Raw genomic sequence first — 15,288 nt, forward strand, 5'->3', positions numbered from 1 at the left:
CTGGAAACATCGCCGCCCTCTTGTGCAAAGGAGCACTCTGATGACCGGACGCATCCTGATCGACCTCTTCATGACCCTCGACGGCGTCGCTCAGGGCCCGGGCGGCACCGACGAGGATCCGTCCGGAGGGTTCGAGTTCAGCGGCTGGCAGGCGGGGTATCCGTCGTCGGGCATGGGAGAGACCGTCTCGCAGGGGATGCAGCGGCTCGACGCCCTGCTGCTCGGCCGCCGCACCTACGACATCTTCGCGTCGTACTGGCCGCATCACACGGAAGGCCCGTCGGGGGAGATCGGCAGGCTCTTCGACCGGGTGCCGAAGTATGTCGCGTCGCGGAACCACGACATCGCACTCGCGTGGCAGAACAGTCACCGCGTCGGGGACGATCTCGCCGCCGAGATCGCCGAACTGAGAGCGCAGCACGACGAGGTGCACGTGATCGGCAGCATCGACTTCGTGCACTCGCTGCTCGCCGGAGGGCTGTTCGACGAGCTCAACCTGTGGGTGTATCCGATCCTGCTCGGCATGGGCAAGAAGGTGTTCGACGACGGTGCCATGCCGTCGGTGCTGCGCCTGCACGAGCCGCCGGTTGTCGACGACAGCGGCCTGATGCTGCTGCGCTACGGACGAACGGATCGGGTGCCGGAGGTCGGGACGTTCGAAGGCTGAGGCGCGCAATCCGGGAGAGACCATTCCCCGGGATGATCTGAGATAGCGACTTTTGGCTACTGTCCGAGCCGGCGCGGTCGCAGTACGATCCTCCATGTGCGCAGCCGGGGGGGAAGTCGCTCACGCCGAGCGCGTGGGCGTGTTCAATGAGATCTTCGTCGCACACTGGGGGGCGGTTCGACACCATGTGGAGTGCGTGCTGGATGACGATGACGAGGTCTCGGACCTTGTGTCGGAGGTGTTCTCGCTCGCTTGGGTGAAGCTCGACGTACTGAGGCCTCTGGGGTTGATCTGGCTGCTCAGGACCGCGGACAACAAGCTCAAGGACCGCGACCGCACCCTCCGCGCCGCTCGACAAATATCACTATGACGCGGGCCTCTTCACTCATAAGAACCCAAAATGGGTGAATGATGCGGACACCGTCACAGGGTGGGATACTGCGTCGAATGCGAGCCGCTCCCTGGTTACGCTCGGTTCCCACGACTATTTCGCGAAAGTGCTTGAGTACACGGGCACCAATTCGGCAGTCGTGCAGATAACTGCGTGGAATGAAATGACTCTCGGATCGGCTCTCGGCCCGATCCGCGAGTTGGCCAACACCTTGCCCGGATCCACGGGGCCGGTGTCTCCGATCGCAACAACCTTCACATGGGAAGAGGAGATTACCTGGTGACGACAAGTCGAAGTCGAAGTCGATTCCTGCCCGCATTGGTAGCACTGTCGTTCATGATCGCAGGATGCTCTCCGACCGATATCGCCTATGGTCTCGACCCGGGTGAACTCCCGGGGGAGTGGCGAGCGATGCACGACGGCGGCGCAGCCCGATTGACCCTGAACGATGATGGAACGTTCAACGCAGCTGCGTGGCCCGAGAATCTCGTCTGTACGTCTCCTGGGGCTTCGACCGTGGACGACCTCGACTGGGAAGGCAGAAGCGACTTCTCCGGGACGTGGCACAGCGTCAGTTCGGACTTGTCGTACGCGCTGGTTTTCTCGATCCAGCAGGGCCCGTGCGATCAGACCGGCTGGTCGTCGTACGTGTGGTCCTCGGGCGACACCCTGGAGATCAAGGTGTTCCTGACGTCCGTCAACGACCCGGACAGCGCCTCCAACGATCAGATCTTCTGGTTGCGGAAGTCGAGCTGAGTGAGTCATCAAAGGCTCAGCTGGAGGTGGTCGGGGCCGCCCTCGGCGTCTTGGCAGAATAACAAGCACGTCAGCGTAGGTGGCGGCGTCGCCGTCCACGGTCGGGGCAGGAATCACATTTGGCCAGGTTCATGAAACCCTATGGCAAGTCCAAGAGCACCGTGGAGGGGGCGTCGTTGTTCGTCGGTGACACGGTGTTGTCGCAGGCGCCGGGTTCTTCGGTGGTGTCCGGTGTGCGGACGTATTCTGGTGCGGAGGGTAAGCCGATTGCGGAGAAGTCGGCGAAGACCGGGACCACGGGGACGACGTTGACGTGGTTGTTCTCGAACTTGGAGGGGACGGTGGACGTGCAGACTGTCGCGAACGCCGTGGGGACGACGACCCGAACGTTGCGTGATCCGTATGGTGCCCCGATCGGGTCGAGTGGTGTGTGGTCGAGTGGTACCGGGTATATGAACAAGCCGGTCACTGCCTCGACCGGGCTGACGACGTTCGGCGCACGCACGTATGACCCTGTCATCGGGAAGTTCTTGTCGGTGGATCCGGTGATCGACACGAACCTGCCGCAGCAGAACACGGGCTACACGTACTCCGGCAACAACCCGACGACGTATATGGACCCGACAGGGCTGCGACTCGACCAAGGGTGCGGATGGGGCGTCAACTGCACTCGCGGGGGAAAGAAGAATGTGAACAAACCGAACCCGTGGACGGGCGTTGGGCCCTTCACTGACAAGAAGACAAACTCAACCAACAAGCCGCAGGCAACGCTCAAGCCGCAGGGATCAGGCAACCCGCCGAGCTTGATAAGCACGCTCACCCCGAAGCCGCCGGCCAAGAGCTGGGTCCCGAAGACGCAACCCGCCTGGGGGCCGCTGATCGGACTCACCCCGAATTATCAGATGCCAGTCCCCGAAAACGACATTGGGGTGAGTGCATGCTTTGGCGTTTGTGGCGGAGTGACTTATGGCGCGCGCAGCGGGTGGAGTTGGTCAGCTGGTGTGGGCCTCAAAGCAGAGTTCACTGTCAGTACAGGAGTGTCCATACAGGAGAGTGCACCGCTATACGTCGTCGGAGAATGTTCCGCGACAGCCCTTGTCGGAGCGACCGCACATCTTGGACTTGGCATCGCGGATAAGCAGGACTCGCCGGGAGGTTTGCGGATTGCCGGAACCTCCGGCGCGGGAATCAAGTACGGCTTCGGAGGCGGTTGCGGGATCACGTTAGCAGGAAGCCTTTAGGAAGGAGCCCACCATTTCGGTTCAAGATGTTGTAGGAATTATTGTTATCCTGATCGGCCTCGCACTGATCTGCCTCCATCGACTAGTCCCAAGAATGATTCATTCTGGTTTACGAATCTTCCTCGGTGAGCCGGTGGCTGACGACGCGGTGAGGCCAGGCTCTTCCTCGATTCACGTGCTGATAGTTGGTGTCGGCTTCGTTGTATTCGGCGCTTTGATGATCATCTCCACATGAGCCAAGGGCCGATCGGGTCGGGGGGCGTGTGGTCGAGCGGGACGGGGTACATGAATGAGCCTGTGGCAGCAGAACACGGGCTACACGTACTCGGGCAACAACCCGACCACGTATATGGACCCGACAGGGCTGCGACTCGACCAGGGGTGTGGGTGGGGCGTCAACTGCACCAAGACATATGCGGCGCCTCCGTCCTATGCCAACACTAGTAAGCTTGGAACCGCCCTGATTGATAAGGGTCAGAGGACGATGAATAGCGTACCGATGCGGAATCCGTTCACGGTAACTCCGCGCCAGGTGCAATCCGACCTCGAGACCTGGGGGAGGGGGTACGCTCAGAAAAATCTGGGGGAGATCCTCAAGAGCCAACAGGGCGCCTTTATTTGGGCGTGGATGAACGGAACGTCTCCGAACCGCATCACATTTGGTCCGCGATCAATGATTACGCAAGGGCTGAAGCATAGCCCTCAGGTTGGCGTATATCGCAATGGCGTCCTCGCTGCGCTTCGCGCCGGTGGAGATATTGAAGGTGGTCAGTACCGGGCAGGGAGGCCGGGCCCGGGAAATTCGAACTTCATTCGCGACATGGCGGCAATTGCCGACTGGTCCAATGCCTCCAATGTGGATCGATCTCTTGCGACCGTAGGGTCGTTTTACATGCAAGCCAAGGCCATAACTAGCAACAACGACGGATCCGTCGTCGTTCAATTCACAATCACAAACGAGATGAATCTAGGGTCCGCCATAGGTCCGAGTGAACAATGGCGAGAGCTGTTAAATAGTATTCCTGGAGAATCAGGCCCTATGTCGAACGCTTCGCAGACATATCAATGGACGGAGTCGATCCCATGAAGCGCTGCCGGCGCGGGGGGCTGGCCGTTCTATTGTCCATGACAGCAATGCTTGCCGGGTGTGCTTCGAGTGAGAGCGTTCCCGCAAGCGACGTAACTGCTGAAGAGTTGGGAGGCGAGTGGCGTATTCCGGGCCGAGCAGAAGAGGTGACACTCGAGATGCATGGCGACCAGACGTTCGATATGTATAACTGGCCTTCGAATCTAGGATGTGCTGCGCCGAAGGCTGAATATGTTGAGGATGTCGCTTGGGGTGACGGTCGAGACTTCAGCGGCGAGTGGCAACTCGGCCCGGACGGTTACGAGTACAGTCTGAGCTTGTTCTCGGACGGTGGTGAATGCCCCGGGTCGCTCTCGTTCGAGGTTTGGCTGGTCGCAGATGACCTGGTAATCCAGGATTGGCTGGGCACGGATCCAGAAGATGATTCTGCGAGTCGCCTCGTGGAGCTTTCGCGTTGACGTAAGCGGACACGGGGCCGATCCCCAGCGCTACATCGCGCTGTCCGACCTACTCGGGGCGGAGGGGAGGAGTTGAATGTTGAGAGAACTGCGGCGTCTATCTTTCAGCGTGCCGGCCGTCGCCGGAGCCACGTGCTTTCTTTCCTCCTGCGCTGTTTCTGCAGCGGTAGCGCCCGATTGGCCGATCTCTCTGACGATCCGGGATGGCCAACCAGTGATCACCTGGTGCGGTGGTAAGGCGGATATTTTCCGTGTTCGTGTACATTGCGGCACGTCGTCAGGACGGGCGATTCGTCGATCACTCGGGGGCGGTCAGCGACCGCCCCTGTGACATGCCCCGCGACTGACTACCTGGTCGGTCGCGGTCGCAGTCGCGGTCGCGGTCGGGGTCAGCCGAGCATCCGCTCGATCACCCTCGCCACCCCGTCGTCGTCGTTCGATGCGGCGGTCTCGTCTGCGGCATCCTGCACGACATCGTCTGCACCGGCCATCGCGACGCCGTGGCCGGCCCAGCGCAGCATCTCGACGTCGTTGAGGGCGTCGCCGAAGGCGATGACGTCGTTGCGTTCGATCTCGAGGTGCTCGCAGAGGCGAGCCAGTCCCGTGGCCTTGGTGACGCCCTCGGCCATGACCTCGAGGAACGGGGCACCCGAGAGCGTCGCCTCGAAACCGGTCAGTCCGAGCGCGCATAGCGCGTCGAACAGTGCCGTCGGGGAGAGCTCGGGATGCCGGATCACCAGCTTGAGGCTGGGGGCGGCGAGCACGTGGTCGAGGGCGACGCCGCCCATCGTGCGCGGATCGCGCTTGTGGTCGGCGAGGTCGGCGATCTCGGCGTAGCCGTGCTGGGCGACGAACGTCTCTCCGCCCTCGCGCACGCTCGCGAACAGCAGCCCGGGGATGCTGGCGCGCAGCGCCTCGGCCAGGGTGCGGATCGTCTCTGCCGGAAGCTCCTCGGCGAACAGCATCCGTCCGTCGACGAGGTGCGTCGCGTACGCGCCGTTGCTGCACAGCGCCCAGCCGTCGAACCCCGCATCACCCGCGAGCGCGCGCAGCCCGATCGGTTGACGGGCCGTCACAGGGACGACGTGGATGCCGCGGGCCCGCGCCGCGTCGAGCGCCGCGCGGGTGCGCCGGGTGACCGACGACGAGGAGTCGAGCAGGGTCCCGTCGAGATCGGTCGCGATCAGGCGGAGCGTCACGTCGTCGGGTCCCTGCGCTTGTCGAAGGGTCAGGAGAAGATCATCGGCAGGTCGTCGTCGTCTTCATCGGCGCCGCCGAGGTCGAACTCGACGACCACCGGGACGTGGTCGCTGGGCTGCTCGCCCTTGCGCTCATCGCGGTGGATGGACGCGCCCGTCACCGCATCCGCGAGCGTCTTCGAGCCGAGGATGAAGTCGATGCGGATGCCCTCGTTGCGCGGGAACTTCAGACGCTGGTAGTCCCAGTACGTGTAGCCCTCCGGCAGCAGTGGGCGCACGACGTCGGTGACGCCCGCATCGCCGAACGCGAAGAAGGCCTGGCGTTCTTCTGGCGAGACATGCGTCGAGACGCCCTCGACGATGTCGGGGTCGCCGTTGTCGGCGTCGAACGGGATGATGTTGAAATCGCCCACCAGGGCGAGCGGCAGATCCGGGTTCGCCGCGAGCTCGGCTGCCGTGGACTGCTTGAGAGCCTCGAGCCAGTGAAGCTTGTAGGCGTAGTGCGGGTCCTCGAGCGAGCGGCCGTTCGGCACGTACAGGCTCCACACGCGCACGCCGTCGACGAGCACGCCCAGCGCGCGTGCCTCGAGCGGAGCATCCGGCCCCTCATGCCCCTTGGCGAAGCCCGGCATGCCGTCGAATGACGTGCGGACGTCGGTGATCGGCAGGCGGCTCGCGATCGCGACCCCGTTCCACTGATTCAGGCCGTGCACCTCGACGTGATAGCCGGCGTCTTCGAACGGTCCGTACGGGAACTGCTCGGGCTTGCACTTGATCTCCTGCATCGCCAGCACGTCGATGTCTTCTCGAACGGCGAACTCGACGGTGCGGGTGACACGGGTGCGGATGGAGTTGACGTTCCAGGTGGCCAAGCGCATGCGTCAAGCCTAGGGCCCACCTCCTACACTGGATGCCGTGACCGCACTCGACGCAGACCGCCAGACCCTCCTCGACCTGATCAAGGACGAGGCCGTGTTCCACGGAGACTTCACCCTTTCGAGCGGCAAGAAGGCGACGTACTACGTCGACATGCGCAAGCTCACCCTCGACCACCGTGCGGCCCCCGCGATCGGCCGCATCATGCTCGACCTGATCGGCGACCTCGACGTCGTGGCGGTCGGTGGCCTGACGCTCGGCGCCGACCCGATCGCCAACTCGGTGCTGCACGCGTCAGTCGCGACCGACAAGCCGCTCGACGCGTTCGTGGTGCGCAAGGAGCCGAAGGACCACGGCCGCGGCCGCCAGATCGAGGGCGCCGACGTCAAGGGCAAGCGCGTCGTGGTGCTCGAAGACACCTCGACCACCGGCCAGTCCGCGCTCAAGGCCGTCGAGGCGCTGCGCAAGGAGGGCGCCGAGATCGTCGCCGTCGCCGTGATCGTCGACCGCAAGACCGGCGCTCAGGCCGCGATTGAAGCCGAGGGCCTCGAATGGCGCGCCGCCTTCGACCTCGACGACCTCGGACTCGACCCCCAGTGACCCGCTATGCACTCGCCGTCGACGTGGGCGGCACGAAGATGGAGGCCGCGCTCGTGGACGAGCACGGCGTGCTGGTCGACGGCAGCCGTTCGCGCCAGGCGACAGGCCGCGAAGCGACGCTCGAGTCGCTGAACCTCGCCGTCATCGCGATCGTGTCGCACGCCCTGGCCGCGTTGCCGGCGGATGCCGAGCTCGTCGGCGCGGGAGCCGGAAGTGCTGGCCCCATCGACCGCGGCACAGGATCCATCGTCCCGGTGAACATGCCGCTCGCTCGCGGCTTCGGACTCGCGGAGTCGGTGCGCTCAGCGGCATCCGCTGCGCTCGGCCGCGAAGTGCCGACCATTCTCGGCCACGACGGCGGTGCGCTGGCACTGGCCGAGTCGTGGCTCGGTGCCACGCAGGATGCCGGTGCCTCGCTGTCGATCGTCGTCTCGACGGGCGTGGGCGGCGGATTCGTCGTGAACGGCGCGTACATCCCCGGCGCCACTGGCAACGCCGGTCACCTGGGCCAGGTGCGCCGCGAGGGCGGACTCACTCTCGAGGAGATCGCCTCGGGCCCGGCGAGCGCCGCCTGGGCACAGCAGCAGGGCTGGACGGGAGCCACCGGCGAAGACCTGGCACGGGATGCCGCCGCCGGAGACTCCATCGCCCGTGCGGCCATCGAGCGATCGGCGAAGGCGGTCGGCGAAGCGCTGGCGGATGCCGCGACCCTCGTCGACCTCGATATGGTCGCGATCGGCGGCGGGTTCTCGCGGGTCTCGGCCGACTACATCGACCTCGTGCAGCAGGCCCTCACCGCGAGCGCCGCGCACGAGTACTCCCGCCGCACGCGCGTCGTGCGCTCGGGCCTCGGCGACGAGGGGCCGCTCATCGGCGCCGCCGCACTCGTGCTGCGCTGACCCGCGATTCGACGCAGAGTCAGCGGCCCGCGACGATCAGGTGACGCTGCGGACCTTCGAGTCGGGCCACCGCGACCTTGAGTTCGGTGACGTCGGCGGCGACCGCGTCGATGCGTGCGGTGAGTTTCTCTTCCACTCCGTCGATGCGTGCGGTGAGTTTCTCTTCTACTCCGTCGATGCGTGCGGTGAGCCTTTGCTCCAACCCGTCGACACGCGCACCGAGCGACGTCTCGACGCCGACGAGGTCGGTGCGGAGAGCGTCGGATCTGCGGATGCACCAGGCGAAGCCCGCGAACATGGTGCCGCCCATAGCCAGCAGCAGGCCGACTGCGCTGAGGACGATCGCGAGGATCTCTGCGGACACGAACATGCTCCCATTCTGGGGGTGGTGGGCGGGGTCTCGCAGAATGCTACGCACTCGTCGAGCGGAGACTGCCGGAAGGACGGGTCACTCATCGAACGGTGTGAAGAACTCGGTCGAGAAGGTGATCGTGCAGAAGAGCATCAGCTTTCCGTTCGCCTCCCTAACAAAACCGCTCTACGCTCGTAGCAGGCGACGGAAGGAACACGCATGCGCGTACTCGGACTGCTCTCGGGCACCTCACACGACGGCATCGACGTCACGGTCGTGGATTTCGAGGAGAGCGAGGGCGCGCTGCACGGCACCCTGCTGCACGAGGACAGCATCCCCTACGGGCCAGAGCTCAGAGCGCGTCTCGTCGCGGCGCTGCCCCCGGCGCCCACGACGCTCGCCGAGGTCTGCGAACTCGACACTCTGATCGGGCAGGCCTTCGCCGAGGTCGCCGCCACCGCATCCGACGCGGTCGGGGGAGTGGATGCTGTGTGCACGCACGGGCAGACCGTCTTCCACTGGGTCGCCGACGGCCACGCTCTCGGCACCCTGCAGGTCGGTCAGCCTGCCTGGATCGCCGAGCGGGTGGGCGTGCCCGTCGTGTCGGATGTGCGCATCCGCGACATCACAGTCGGCGGCCACGGGGCTCCGCTGGTCTCGTTCCTCGACGAACTGCTGCTGCGCGGGCGCGCGGGAGTCTCGGCGGCCGTGAACCTCGGCGGCATCGCGAACATGACCGTGGTCGGCCCTGACGGCCTGTCGGCCTACGACATCGGTCCGGCGAATGCGCTGGTCGATGCCGTCGTCGTGGCGGAGGGGTTGAACGAGCGCGGTTACGACGCGGATGCGGCCATCGCGCGCACCGGAACGGTCGACGATGCGCTGCTGACCGCGCTCCTCGCCGACCCGTACTACTCGCTCTCGGCGCCCAAGAGCACCGGCAAGGAGCACTTCCACCTCGACTACGTGCGGGCGCACGTCGACGGGGTGCGGTCCAGTATCGCGCCGGCAGACCTGATCCGCACCCTCACCGAGCTCACCGTTCGCACGGTGGCGCAGGACGTGCGCGCCGCCGGCATCCGGTTCCTGGCCGTCTCGGGCGGCGGATGCCACAACCCGCTGATCATGCAGGGGCTGCGCGATGCGCTCCCCGGCGTCGAGGTGGTGCTCGCCGACGAGCTCGGTGCTCCCGTCGACAGCAAGGAGGCGATCCTGTTCGCCCTGATCGGGTGGTGCACCATGCACGGAGTCGCGGCCGTGACGCCCGGCGGCACGGGAGCTCGCGAGTCGCGCATCCTCGGCACGATCACGCCGGGGGCCGGGCCGCTGCGGATGCCGGAACCGGTCGCACGCGTACGCAGCCTGACCCTGGACTGATCCGGAGATCGACGGGGCTCAGCGCTTGCGGTCGTCGTCGTCCCAGGGGCCTTCCCACCAGCCGGCGCGGCCGTCTCCCTCGCTCCCGCCGCGGCGACGTGAGCGGACGAACTGCACGATGAACACGGTGAGCGAGCTGAGGAGGATCACGAAGATCACCAGGAACAGCAGGTCGGACTGGTTCATGGGCGCTTCCCTTCGGCGGCATCCGCCACGATCTTCGCGATCCGGGCGGATCGCGTCTCTGCTCGCTTGGCCATCGCGATCTGGGTCAGGCCGAACTTCTTGACCGACTTCGGGAAGGCGTCCCAGTTGGCTCGTGCGGCGGGCACGGCATCCAGCGCCTCGGTCAGCTCCGGCGGTTCGATGCCCGCCTCGGGGCCGTCGAGCAGCGTCCACGACCCGTCGGCCTTGGCGGCCTCGAGCACGCGGATGCCGGCGGGCGCGAGCAGCCCGGCGGCCTCGAGGTCGACCAGCCGCGCCTTGTTGGTCGCCGCCCACCCGCTGCCGCGACGTCGCGGCGAGAACCACTGGCCCACCGTCTCGTCGTCGAACGTGCGCACGGGGCCGTCGATCCAACCGAAGCAGAGGGCCTGACGCACGGCGTCGTCGTATCCGACCCTGCCGACGTTCTGGCCGCGCACGCTCAACAGCCAGACGCCCGAAGTGCGCTCGTGATGCTCCTCAAGCCAGGCGCGCCAGGCGGCCGCATCCGCCGCGACGACCCGCTCTCCTTCGTCGAGCGCGCCCACGTCAGTCCTCGTCGAGCGTCGGGATCGACTCGGTGACCGTCGGCAGCAGATCGGCGACCGAGTCGACGATCTCGTCGGGGCGGAACGGGTACTTCTCGACCTCGGCCTCGTCGCTGATGCCCGTCATGACGAGCACGGTGTGCAGCCCCGCCTCGATGCCGGCGATGATGTCGGTGTCCATGCGGTCGCCGATCATGCCGGTCTTCTTCGAGTGCGCGCCGATCTTGTTGAGGGCCGAGCGGAACATCATCGGGTTCGGCTTGCCGACGACATACGGCTCCTTGCCCGTGGCCTTGGTGATCAGGGCGGCGATCGCGCCCGTCGCGGGCATGACGCCGTCGGCCGAGGGCCCGGTGGCATCGGGGTTCGTGACGATGAAGCGCGCGCCCTTGATGATGAGCCGGATCGCCTTGGTGATCGCCTCGAACGAGTAGTTGCGGGTCTCGCCGACGACCACGAAATCGGGATTCGTCTCGGTCATGATGAAGCCGGCCTCGTGCAACGCCGTGAGGATGCCCGCCTCGCCGATCACGAAGGCCGAGCCGCCGGGCAGCTGCTGCGCGAGGAAGTCGGCCGTCGCGAGTGCCGAGGTCCAGATCCGCTCCTCGGGCACAATGAGACCGCTCGCGCGAAGGCGGGCCGACAGGTCACGAGCAGTGAAGATCGAGTTGTTCGTCAGCACCAGGTAGGGGATCTCGTTCTGCTCCCACCCTGCGAGCAGCTCGGATGCCCCGGGGATGGCGTCGTTCTCATGAACGAGCACGCCGTCCATGTCGGTCAACCAGCATTCGATGTTGTCGCGGTGTGCCATGTGCCCAGCCTATGGGGCGGCGGTTACGGGCAGGTGTCAGGTTCTGACGAGGTTCTCAGGCGCTGAGCCAGACCACCTGCGGGGCGCCGTCAGGGAGCTCGGTCTCGGTGCCGTCGAGCTCGATGCCCGAGGGGGTCGTCGTGATGTTCGCCGCGACGGTGACGCCCGCCGCCTCGAGGGCGCGCAGCAGCTCGGGGTCTCGGTCGTCGACGCGCAGCACGCGTCCTGTGTGCCCCACCGGTGCATCGGCGAGAAGCACGAAGGGCTCGCGTTCGACGACACCCGAGGCGTCAGGGATCGCATCGCCGTGCGGGTCGAACCGCGGCCGGCCGAGGCGTGCGTCGATGCCCTCGAGCAGACGGTCGCTGATCGTGTGCTCGAGCACCTCGGCCTCGTCGTGCACCTCGTGCCACCCGTAGTCGAACTCCTGCACCAGCCAGGTCTCGATCAGACGGTGGCGACGCACCATCGCCAGGGCACGCTGCGTGCCGGCATCCGTCAGACGCACCGCGCCGTAGGGGACGTGCGAGACGAGCCCGGCGGCGGCGAGCTTCTTGACCATCTCGGTCACTGACGACGGGGCGATGCCGAGCTTCGCCGCGAGCACCGAGGGGGTGATCGGCGCGTCCTGCCACTCGGTGTGGGCGTAGACGGTCTTCAGGTAGTCGTCTGCTGCGGGGGATGCCACGGGTCCAGCCTAGATCAGGGGGCTTGCGGTGCTCAGAGTTCTGCGGTGCTCAGAGTTCTGCTGTGCTCAGGGGGTCGCCACGTCGACGAGGATGCCGAACGCGACCTGCCCCGCGAAGAACACGATGAGGAATCCGAGCAGTGCGGCGAAGAGCGAGAGGCGACCGTCGAACCCTTCGATCTCGGCGATGCCGATCTTGCGCGCGCGGAAGGCCAGCACGAGGGTCGCGATGCCCAGAGCGAGCTGCACCCAGGGGCCGCCGAAGGGGAGCACGGTGGGGAAGGCGACGAGGAGCCCGCCGATCACGCCGGTCGCGATGCTGATCCAGGTGAGGATGCGGACGTTGCGGCGCGAGGTTTCGGCAGACATCCTTCGAGCCTAATCGTCTGCGGCCACCGCGACGCACACTGTGAATCGTGTCAATCGGGCCGGATTCCTTGACGGGGGACGAGCTCTGCGGGTAGCTTCGACCGGGCACGGGAAAACGCTATCCGAGCGGGCTTCGCGCCCAGAGAAGGATTTCGACGATGAATATCCGACACCAATCGTTCCGCGCCGTCGTGGCGGTGGCCGCAGCCGGCTGCCTCCTCGTGGGAGGTGCGCAGAGTGCGACCGCAGCCTCGCCTGCGGCGCCGACGGCCGGTCGCCATGACTCCGGGCCGAAGACGCCCCAGCTCGAGGAACTCGACCGCGGTCTCGTCGCCGTGTCGACGTCCGACAGCATCTTCCTCAGCTGGCGACTGCTCGCCACCGAGGCGAGCGGAGCCACCGACACCGGCCTCGCCGGCCCCGACTTCGCCGTCTACCGCGACGGCACGAAGATCGCCACGGTCACCGACAGCACGAACTACGCGGATGCCGACGGCGCGGCCACGTCGCAGTACTCCGTCGTGCCGGTGGTGAACGGCGTCGAGCTGACGGCATCCGCCTCGGCATCCGTCACCGCATGGGCGGAGGGGCACTACGACCTTCCGCTGCAGAAGCCGGCTGACGGTGTGACGCCGAAGGGCGAGGCGTACACGTACTCGGCGAACGACGTGTCGGTCGGCGATGTCGACGGTGACGGGCAGTACGAGTACGTCGTGAAGTGGGATCCCTCGAACTCGAAGGACGTCTCTCAGCGCGGCTACACGGGCCCCGTCTACCTCGACACCTACGAGCTCGACGGCACACTGCTGAATCGGCTCGATCTCGGGGTGAACATCCGTGCCGGAGCGCACTACACGCAGTTCCTCGTCTACGACTTCGACGGCGACGGACGCTCCGAGACGATGCTGAAGACGGCCCCGGGCACCAAGTCCGTGCAGTACGCCGCCGACGGCACCGTCGCGAGCGAGTCATACATCACGCTTCCCAAGGCCGACCGCAAGGCGGGGTACTCGAACGACGACGACTACCGGCTCAGTGCCGCGGACTACGAGCAGCACCTCGTCGAGATGTTCCTCGGATGGAGTGAACGGGAGGAGGTCGTGTCGGGTCAGTGGCCGGCCACGCTCGAAGAGGCGTGGGGCATGCCCGTCACGCACGAGTACCCGCTCTCGCAGGAGTCGGCGCAGGAGCTCGCCACGACCTTCATCGACGTGTACGCACCCAGTCGCAGCGCGCGCAACCTGCTGCGCGAGTTCGAGGGCTTCATCATCGACGGACCCGAGTACCTGACGGTGTTCGACAGCGCCACGGGCGAGGAGCTGCAGACAATCCCGTACCCGACCGAGCGCGGCGACGACGGCCTGCTCTGGGGCGACTACGCGATGTCGCGCATCGAACCGGGCAACCGCGTCGATCGCTTCCTCGCGGGCGTCGGCTACCTCGACGGGCAGCATCCCTCTGCCGTCTTCGCCCGCGGGTACTACACCCGCACGACCGTCGCCGCCTTCGACTGGGACGGCAAGCGGCTGACGCAGCGGTGGGATGTCGACAGCGGTCACGCCCCGATGACGAACCCGTTCAACGACTCCCCGCACGGCAGGGACGGCACCGACCCCGAGTTCGGCACGATCACGACCCAGGGCGATCATTCGCTGAGCTTCGCCGACGTGGATGCCGACGGCAGGCAGGAGCTGGTCTACGGCGCTGCGACGATCGACGACGACGGCAGCCTGTTGTACAGCTCGTTCGACGTGCTGCCCGAGGGCAGCGCGGACCCCGGTGCATCGGTGCGCCTCGGACACGGAGACGCGATGCACGTGACCGACATCGACCCCAGCCGCCCCGGGCTCGAGATCTGGACAGCCCACGAGGGTGGCACCTATGCGCCCTACGGGTCCGTGATGCGTGATGCCGCCACAGGGGAATCGTTGTTCGGCGCCTACTCGGGCCGCGATACGGGTCGGGCGATGATCGGCGACGTGCGTCCGGATGTGCCGGGCATCGAGGTGTGGTCGAGCATGCCGGGCGGCACCGAGGGCAGCGGTCTGCTGAGCGCTGCGGGCGAGGTGCTGCAGGCGCAGACGCCCGGTACGAACATGTCGATCCGCTGGGCGGGCGACCTCACGACCCAGCTCGTCAACGGCAGCGGCGACCAGACGCCGACGATCGACGACTGGACCCGTGGCACGGTGCTCACCGCGACGGGCACGCTCAACAACAACGGCACGAAGGGCAATCCCTCGCTCGTCGCCGATGTGCTGGGCGACTGGCGCGAGGAGCTGCTGGTGCGCACGACGGACTCGAGCGCGCTGCGGTTCTTCACGACCACGGAGCCGACGACGCACAAGCTCACGACCCTCATGCACGACGTGCAGTACCGGGCCGAGACCGCGCGTCAGCAGACGACCTACAATCAGCCGGCGTACACCTCGTTCTACCTCGCGAGTGACCTCGACTGGTCGCAGGTTCCGGTGCTGACCGCCCCGACGGAGCCGAAGGCACCGAAGTTCACCGACAAGCCGGGCACCTCTCGCGATGAGGTCAAGGTGCCGACGAACGTGAAGGGCGTCAGCTACTTCGTGAACGGCGAGAAGGTCGAGTCTCGGAACGGCAAAGTGCGGGTCACCGGTGAGGTGACCGTGGTGGCGGTGCCGGAACCCGGCTACCGCATCGCCGACGGTGCGACGTCGCAGTGGACGGAGGACCTCCGCTCGCGCTGAACGCCGCGGCGAATACTGCGGTGAAGACCGCGGTGACAGGACGCC

General features: G+C 66.2%; 17 protein-coding genes. 9 read left to right on the forward strand and 8 right to left on the reverse strand.

Annotated features, from left to right (window positions below; translation table 11 throughout):
* The first annotated feature begins 40 nt into the window (after positions 1 to 40).
* The 5 genes from ACLKOY_RS12775 to ACLKOY_RS12795 all read left to right on the forward strand — a co-directional run bounded on the left by ACLKOY_RS12775 (position 41) and on the right by ACLKOY_RS12795 (position 4,600).
* The gene (locus ACLKOY_RS12775; protein WP_436453937.1) at positions 41 to 667 is read left to right on the forward strand and encodes a dihydrofolate reductase family protein; all 627 of its coding nucleotides are present in this window, start codon (positions 41 to 43) and stop codon (positions 665 to 667) included.
* Positions 668 to 761: 94 nt separating this feature from the next.
* Positions 762 to 1,037 carry a hypothetical protein gene (locus ACLKOY_RS12780; protein ID WP_436453938.1) on the forward strand — a complete coding sequence of 92 codons (276 nt, stop codon included), beginning with the start codon at positions 762 to 764 and terminating at the stop codon, positions 1,035 to 1,037.
* A gap of 537 nt (positions 1,038 to 1,574) precedes the next feature.
* The gene (locus ACLKOY_RS12785) at positions 1,575 to 1,814 is read left to right on the forward strand and encodes a hypothetical protein (RefSeq protein WP_436453939.1); all 240 of its coding nucleotides are present in this window, start codon (positions 1,575 to 1,577) and stop codon (positions 1,812 to 1,814) included.
* Positions 1,815 to 1,933: 119 nt separating this feature from the next.
* Positions 1,934 to 3,055, forward strand: a complete 1,122-nt coding sequence (locus ACLKOY_RS12790; RefSeq protein WP_436453940.1) for an RHS repeat-associated core domain-containing protein — start codon at positions 1,934 to 1,936, stop codon at positions 3,053 to 3,055.
* 1,233 nt (positions 3,056 to 4,288) lie between these two features.
* Complete coding sequence (locus ACLKOY_RS12795; RefSeq protein ID WP_436453941.1) at positions 4,289 to 4,600, forward strand: hypothetical protein; 312 nt, start codon at positions 4,289 to 4,291, stop codon at positions 4,598 to 4,600.
* Positions 4,601 to 4,989: 389 nt separating this feature from the next.
* Here the strand turns inward: ACLKOY_RS12795 and ACLKOY_RS12800 are convergent, their stop codons facing one another.
* On the reverse strand, positions 4,990 to 5,799 hold the full coding sequence (locus tag ACLKOY_RS12800) for a Cof-type HAD-IIB family hydrolase (RefSeq protein ID WP_436453942.1): 810 nt from the start codon (positions 5,797 to 5,799) through the stop codon (positions 4,990 to 4,992).
* Positions 5,800 to 5,828: 29 nt separating this feature from the next.
* Positions 5,829 to 6,677 carry an exodeoxyribonuclease III gene (locus ACLKOY_RS12805; protein ID WP_436453944.1) on the reverse strand — a complete coding sequence of 283 codons (849 nt, stop codon included), beginning with the start codon at positions 6,675 to 6,677 and terminating at the stop codon, positions 5,829 to 5,831.
* 37 nt (positions 6,678 to 6,714) lie between these two features.
* Here ACLKOY_RS12805 and pyrE point away from each other — a divergent pair, with 37 nt between their 5' ends.
* Together pyrE and ACLKOY_RS12815 are read left to right on the forward strand one after the other, a co-directional pair.
* Positions 6,715 to 7,275 (forward strand): orotate phosphoribosyltransferase, encoded by a 561-nt coding sequence (pyrE, locus tag ACLKOY_RS12810; protein ID WP_210096110.1) that lies wholly within the window; start codon positions 6,715 to 6,717, stop codon positions 7,273 to 7,275.
* Positions 7,272 to 8,174: an ROK family protein gene (locus ACLKOY_RS12815; protein WP_436453945.1), complete on the forward strand. Its 903-nt coding sequence runs from the start codon at positions 7,272 to 7,274 to the stop codon at positions 8,172 to 8,174. The genes pyrE and ACLKOY_RS12815 overlap by 4 nt, the downstream gene beginning before the upstream one ends.
* Before the next feature lie 19 nt (positions 8,175 to 8,193).
* Here ACLKOY_RS12815 and ACLKOY_RS12820 read toward each other — a convergent pair whose 3' ends face one another.
* Positions 8,194 to 8,544, reverse strand: coding sequence for a hypothetical protein (locus ACLKOY_RS12820; protein ID WP_436453946.1), 351 nt, complete (start codon positions 8,542 to 8,544; stop codon positions 8,194 to 8,196).
* A 201-nt stretch (positions 8,545 to 8,745) separates the two neighbouring features.
* Between ACLKOY_RS12820 and ACLKOY_RS12825 the strand changes: the two genes are divergently transcribed.
* Positions 8,746 to 9,903, forward strand: a complete 1,158-nt coding sequence (locus ACLKOY_RS12825) for an anhydro-N-acetylmuramic acid kinase (RefSeq protein ID WP_436453947.1) — start codon at positions 8,746 to 8,748, stop codon at positions 9,901 to 9,903.
* Between the two features lie 18 nt (positions 9,904 to 9,921).
* Here the strand turns inward: ACLKOY_RS12825 and ACLKOY_RS12830 are convergent, their stop codons facing one another.
* The 5 genes from ACLKOY_RS12830 to ACLKOY_RS12850 all read right to left on the reverse strand — a co-directional run bounded on the left by ACLKOY_RS12830 (position 9,922) and on the right by ACLKOY_RS12850 (position 12,523).
* Positions 9,922 to 10,089: a hypothetical protein gene (locus tag ACLKOY_RS12830; RefSeq protein WP_181164251.1), complete on the reverse strand. Its 168-nt coding sequence runs from the start codon at positions 10,087 to 10,089 to the stop codon at positions 9,922 to 9,924.
* Positions 10,086 to 10,655 carry a YdeI/OmpD-associated family protein gene (locus tag ACLKOY_RS12835; RefSeq protein WP_436453948.1) on the reverse strand — a complete coding sequence of 190 codons (570 nt, stop codon included), beginning with the start codon at positions 10,653 to 10,655 and terminating at the stop codon, positions 10,086 to 10,088. The genes ACLKOY_RS12830 and ACLKOY_RS12835 overlap by 4 nt, the downstream gene beginning before the upstream one ends.
* 1 nt (position 10,656) lies before the next feature.
* Positions 10,657 to 11,466 (reverse strand): HAD-IIA family hydrolase, encoded by an 810-nt coding sequence (locus tag ACLKOY_RS12840; RefSeq protein ID WP_042541273.1) that lies wholly within the window; start codon positions 11,464 to 11,466, stop codon positions 10,657 to 10,659.
* Between the two features lie 55 nt (positions 11,467 to 11,521).
* Positions 11,522 to 12,154 carry a metal-dependent transcriptional regulator gene (locus ACLKOY_RS12845; RefSeq protein WP_436453949.1) on the reverse strand — a complete coding sequence of 211 codons (633 nt, stop codon included), beginning with the start codon at positions 12,152 to 12,154 and terminating at the stop codon, positions 11,522 to 11,524.
* Positions 12,155 to 12,220: 66 nt separating this feature from the next.
* The gene (locus tag ACLKOY_RS12850) at positions 12,221 to 12,523 is read right to left on the reverse strand and encodes a hypothetical protein (RefSeq protein WP_436453950.1); all 303 of its coding nucleotides are present in this window, start codon (positions 12,521 to 12,523) and stop codon (positions 12,221 to 12,223) included.
* Positions 12,524 to 12,681: 158 nt separating this feature from the next.
* On the opposite strand from ACLKOY_RS12850, the gene ACLKOY_RS12855 reads away from it, so the two are divergent.
* Positions 12,682 to 15,243, forward strand: a complete 2,562-nt coding sequence (locus ACLKOY_RS12855; protein WP_436453952.1) for a rhamnogalacturonan lyase — start codon at positions 12,682 to 12,684, stop codon at positions 15,241 to 15,243.
* Positions 15,244 to 15,288: the final 45 nt, after the last annotated feature.

It is taken from the genome of Microbacterium sp. K2, assembly GCF_051365005.1.
Taxonomy (GTDB): Bacteria; Actinomycetota; Actinomycetes; order Actinomycetales; family Microbacteriaceae; genus Microbacterium; species Microbacterium foliorum_B.

Coding starts and splice junctions, on each gene's coding strand:
- ACLKOY_RS12840 (WP_042541273.1), bottom strand. CDS start 11,466: ATGGCACACCGCGACAACATCGAATGCTGGTTGACCGACATGGACGGC.
- ACLKOY_RS12805 (WP_436453944.1), bottom strand. CDS start 6,677: ATGCGCTTGGCCACCTGGAACGTCAACTCCATCCGCACCCGTGTCACC.
- ACLKOY_RS12850 (WP_436453950.1), bottom strand. CDS start 12,523: ATGTCTGCCGAAACCTCGCGCCGCAACGTCCGCATCCTCACCTGGATC.
- ACLKOY_RS12780 (WP_436453938.1), top strand. CDS start 762: ATGTGCGCAGCCGGGGGGGAAGTCGCTCACGCCGAGCGCGTGGGCGTG.
- ACLKOY_RS12830 (WP_181164251.1), bottom strand. CDS start 10,089: ATGAACCAGTCCGACCTGCTGTTCCTGGTGATCTTCGTGATCCTCCTC.
- ACLKOY_RS12775 (WP_436453937.1), top strand. CDS start 41: ATGACCGGACGCATCCTGATCGACCTCTTCATGACCCTCGACGGCGTC.
- ACLKOY_RS12825 (WP_436453947.1), top strand. CDS start 8,746: ATGCGCGTACTCGGACTGCTCTCGGGCACCTCACACGACGGCATCGAC.
- ACLKOY_RS12855 (WP_436453952.1), top strand. CDS start 12,682: ATGAATATCCGACACCAATCGTTCCGCGCCGTCGTGGCGGTGGCCGCA.
- ACLKOY_RS12820 (WP_436453946.1), bottom strand. CDS start 8,544: ATGTTCGTGTCCGCAGAGATCCTCGCGATCGTCCTCAGCGCAGTCGGC.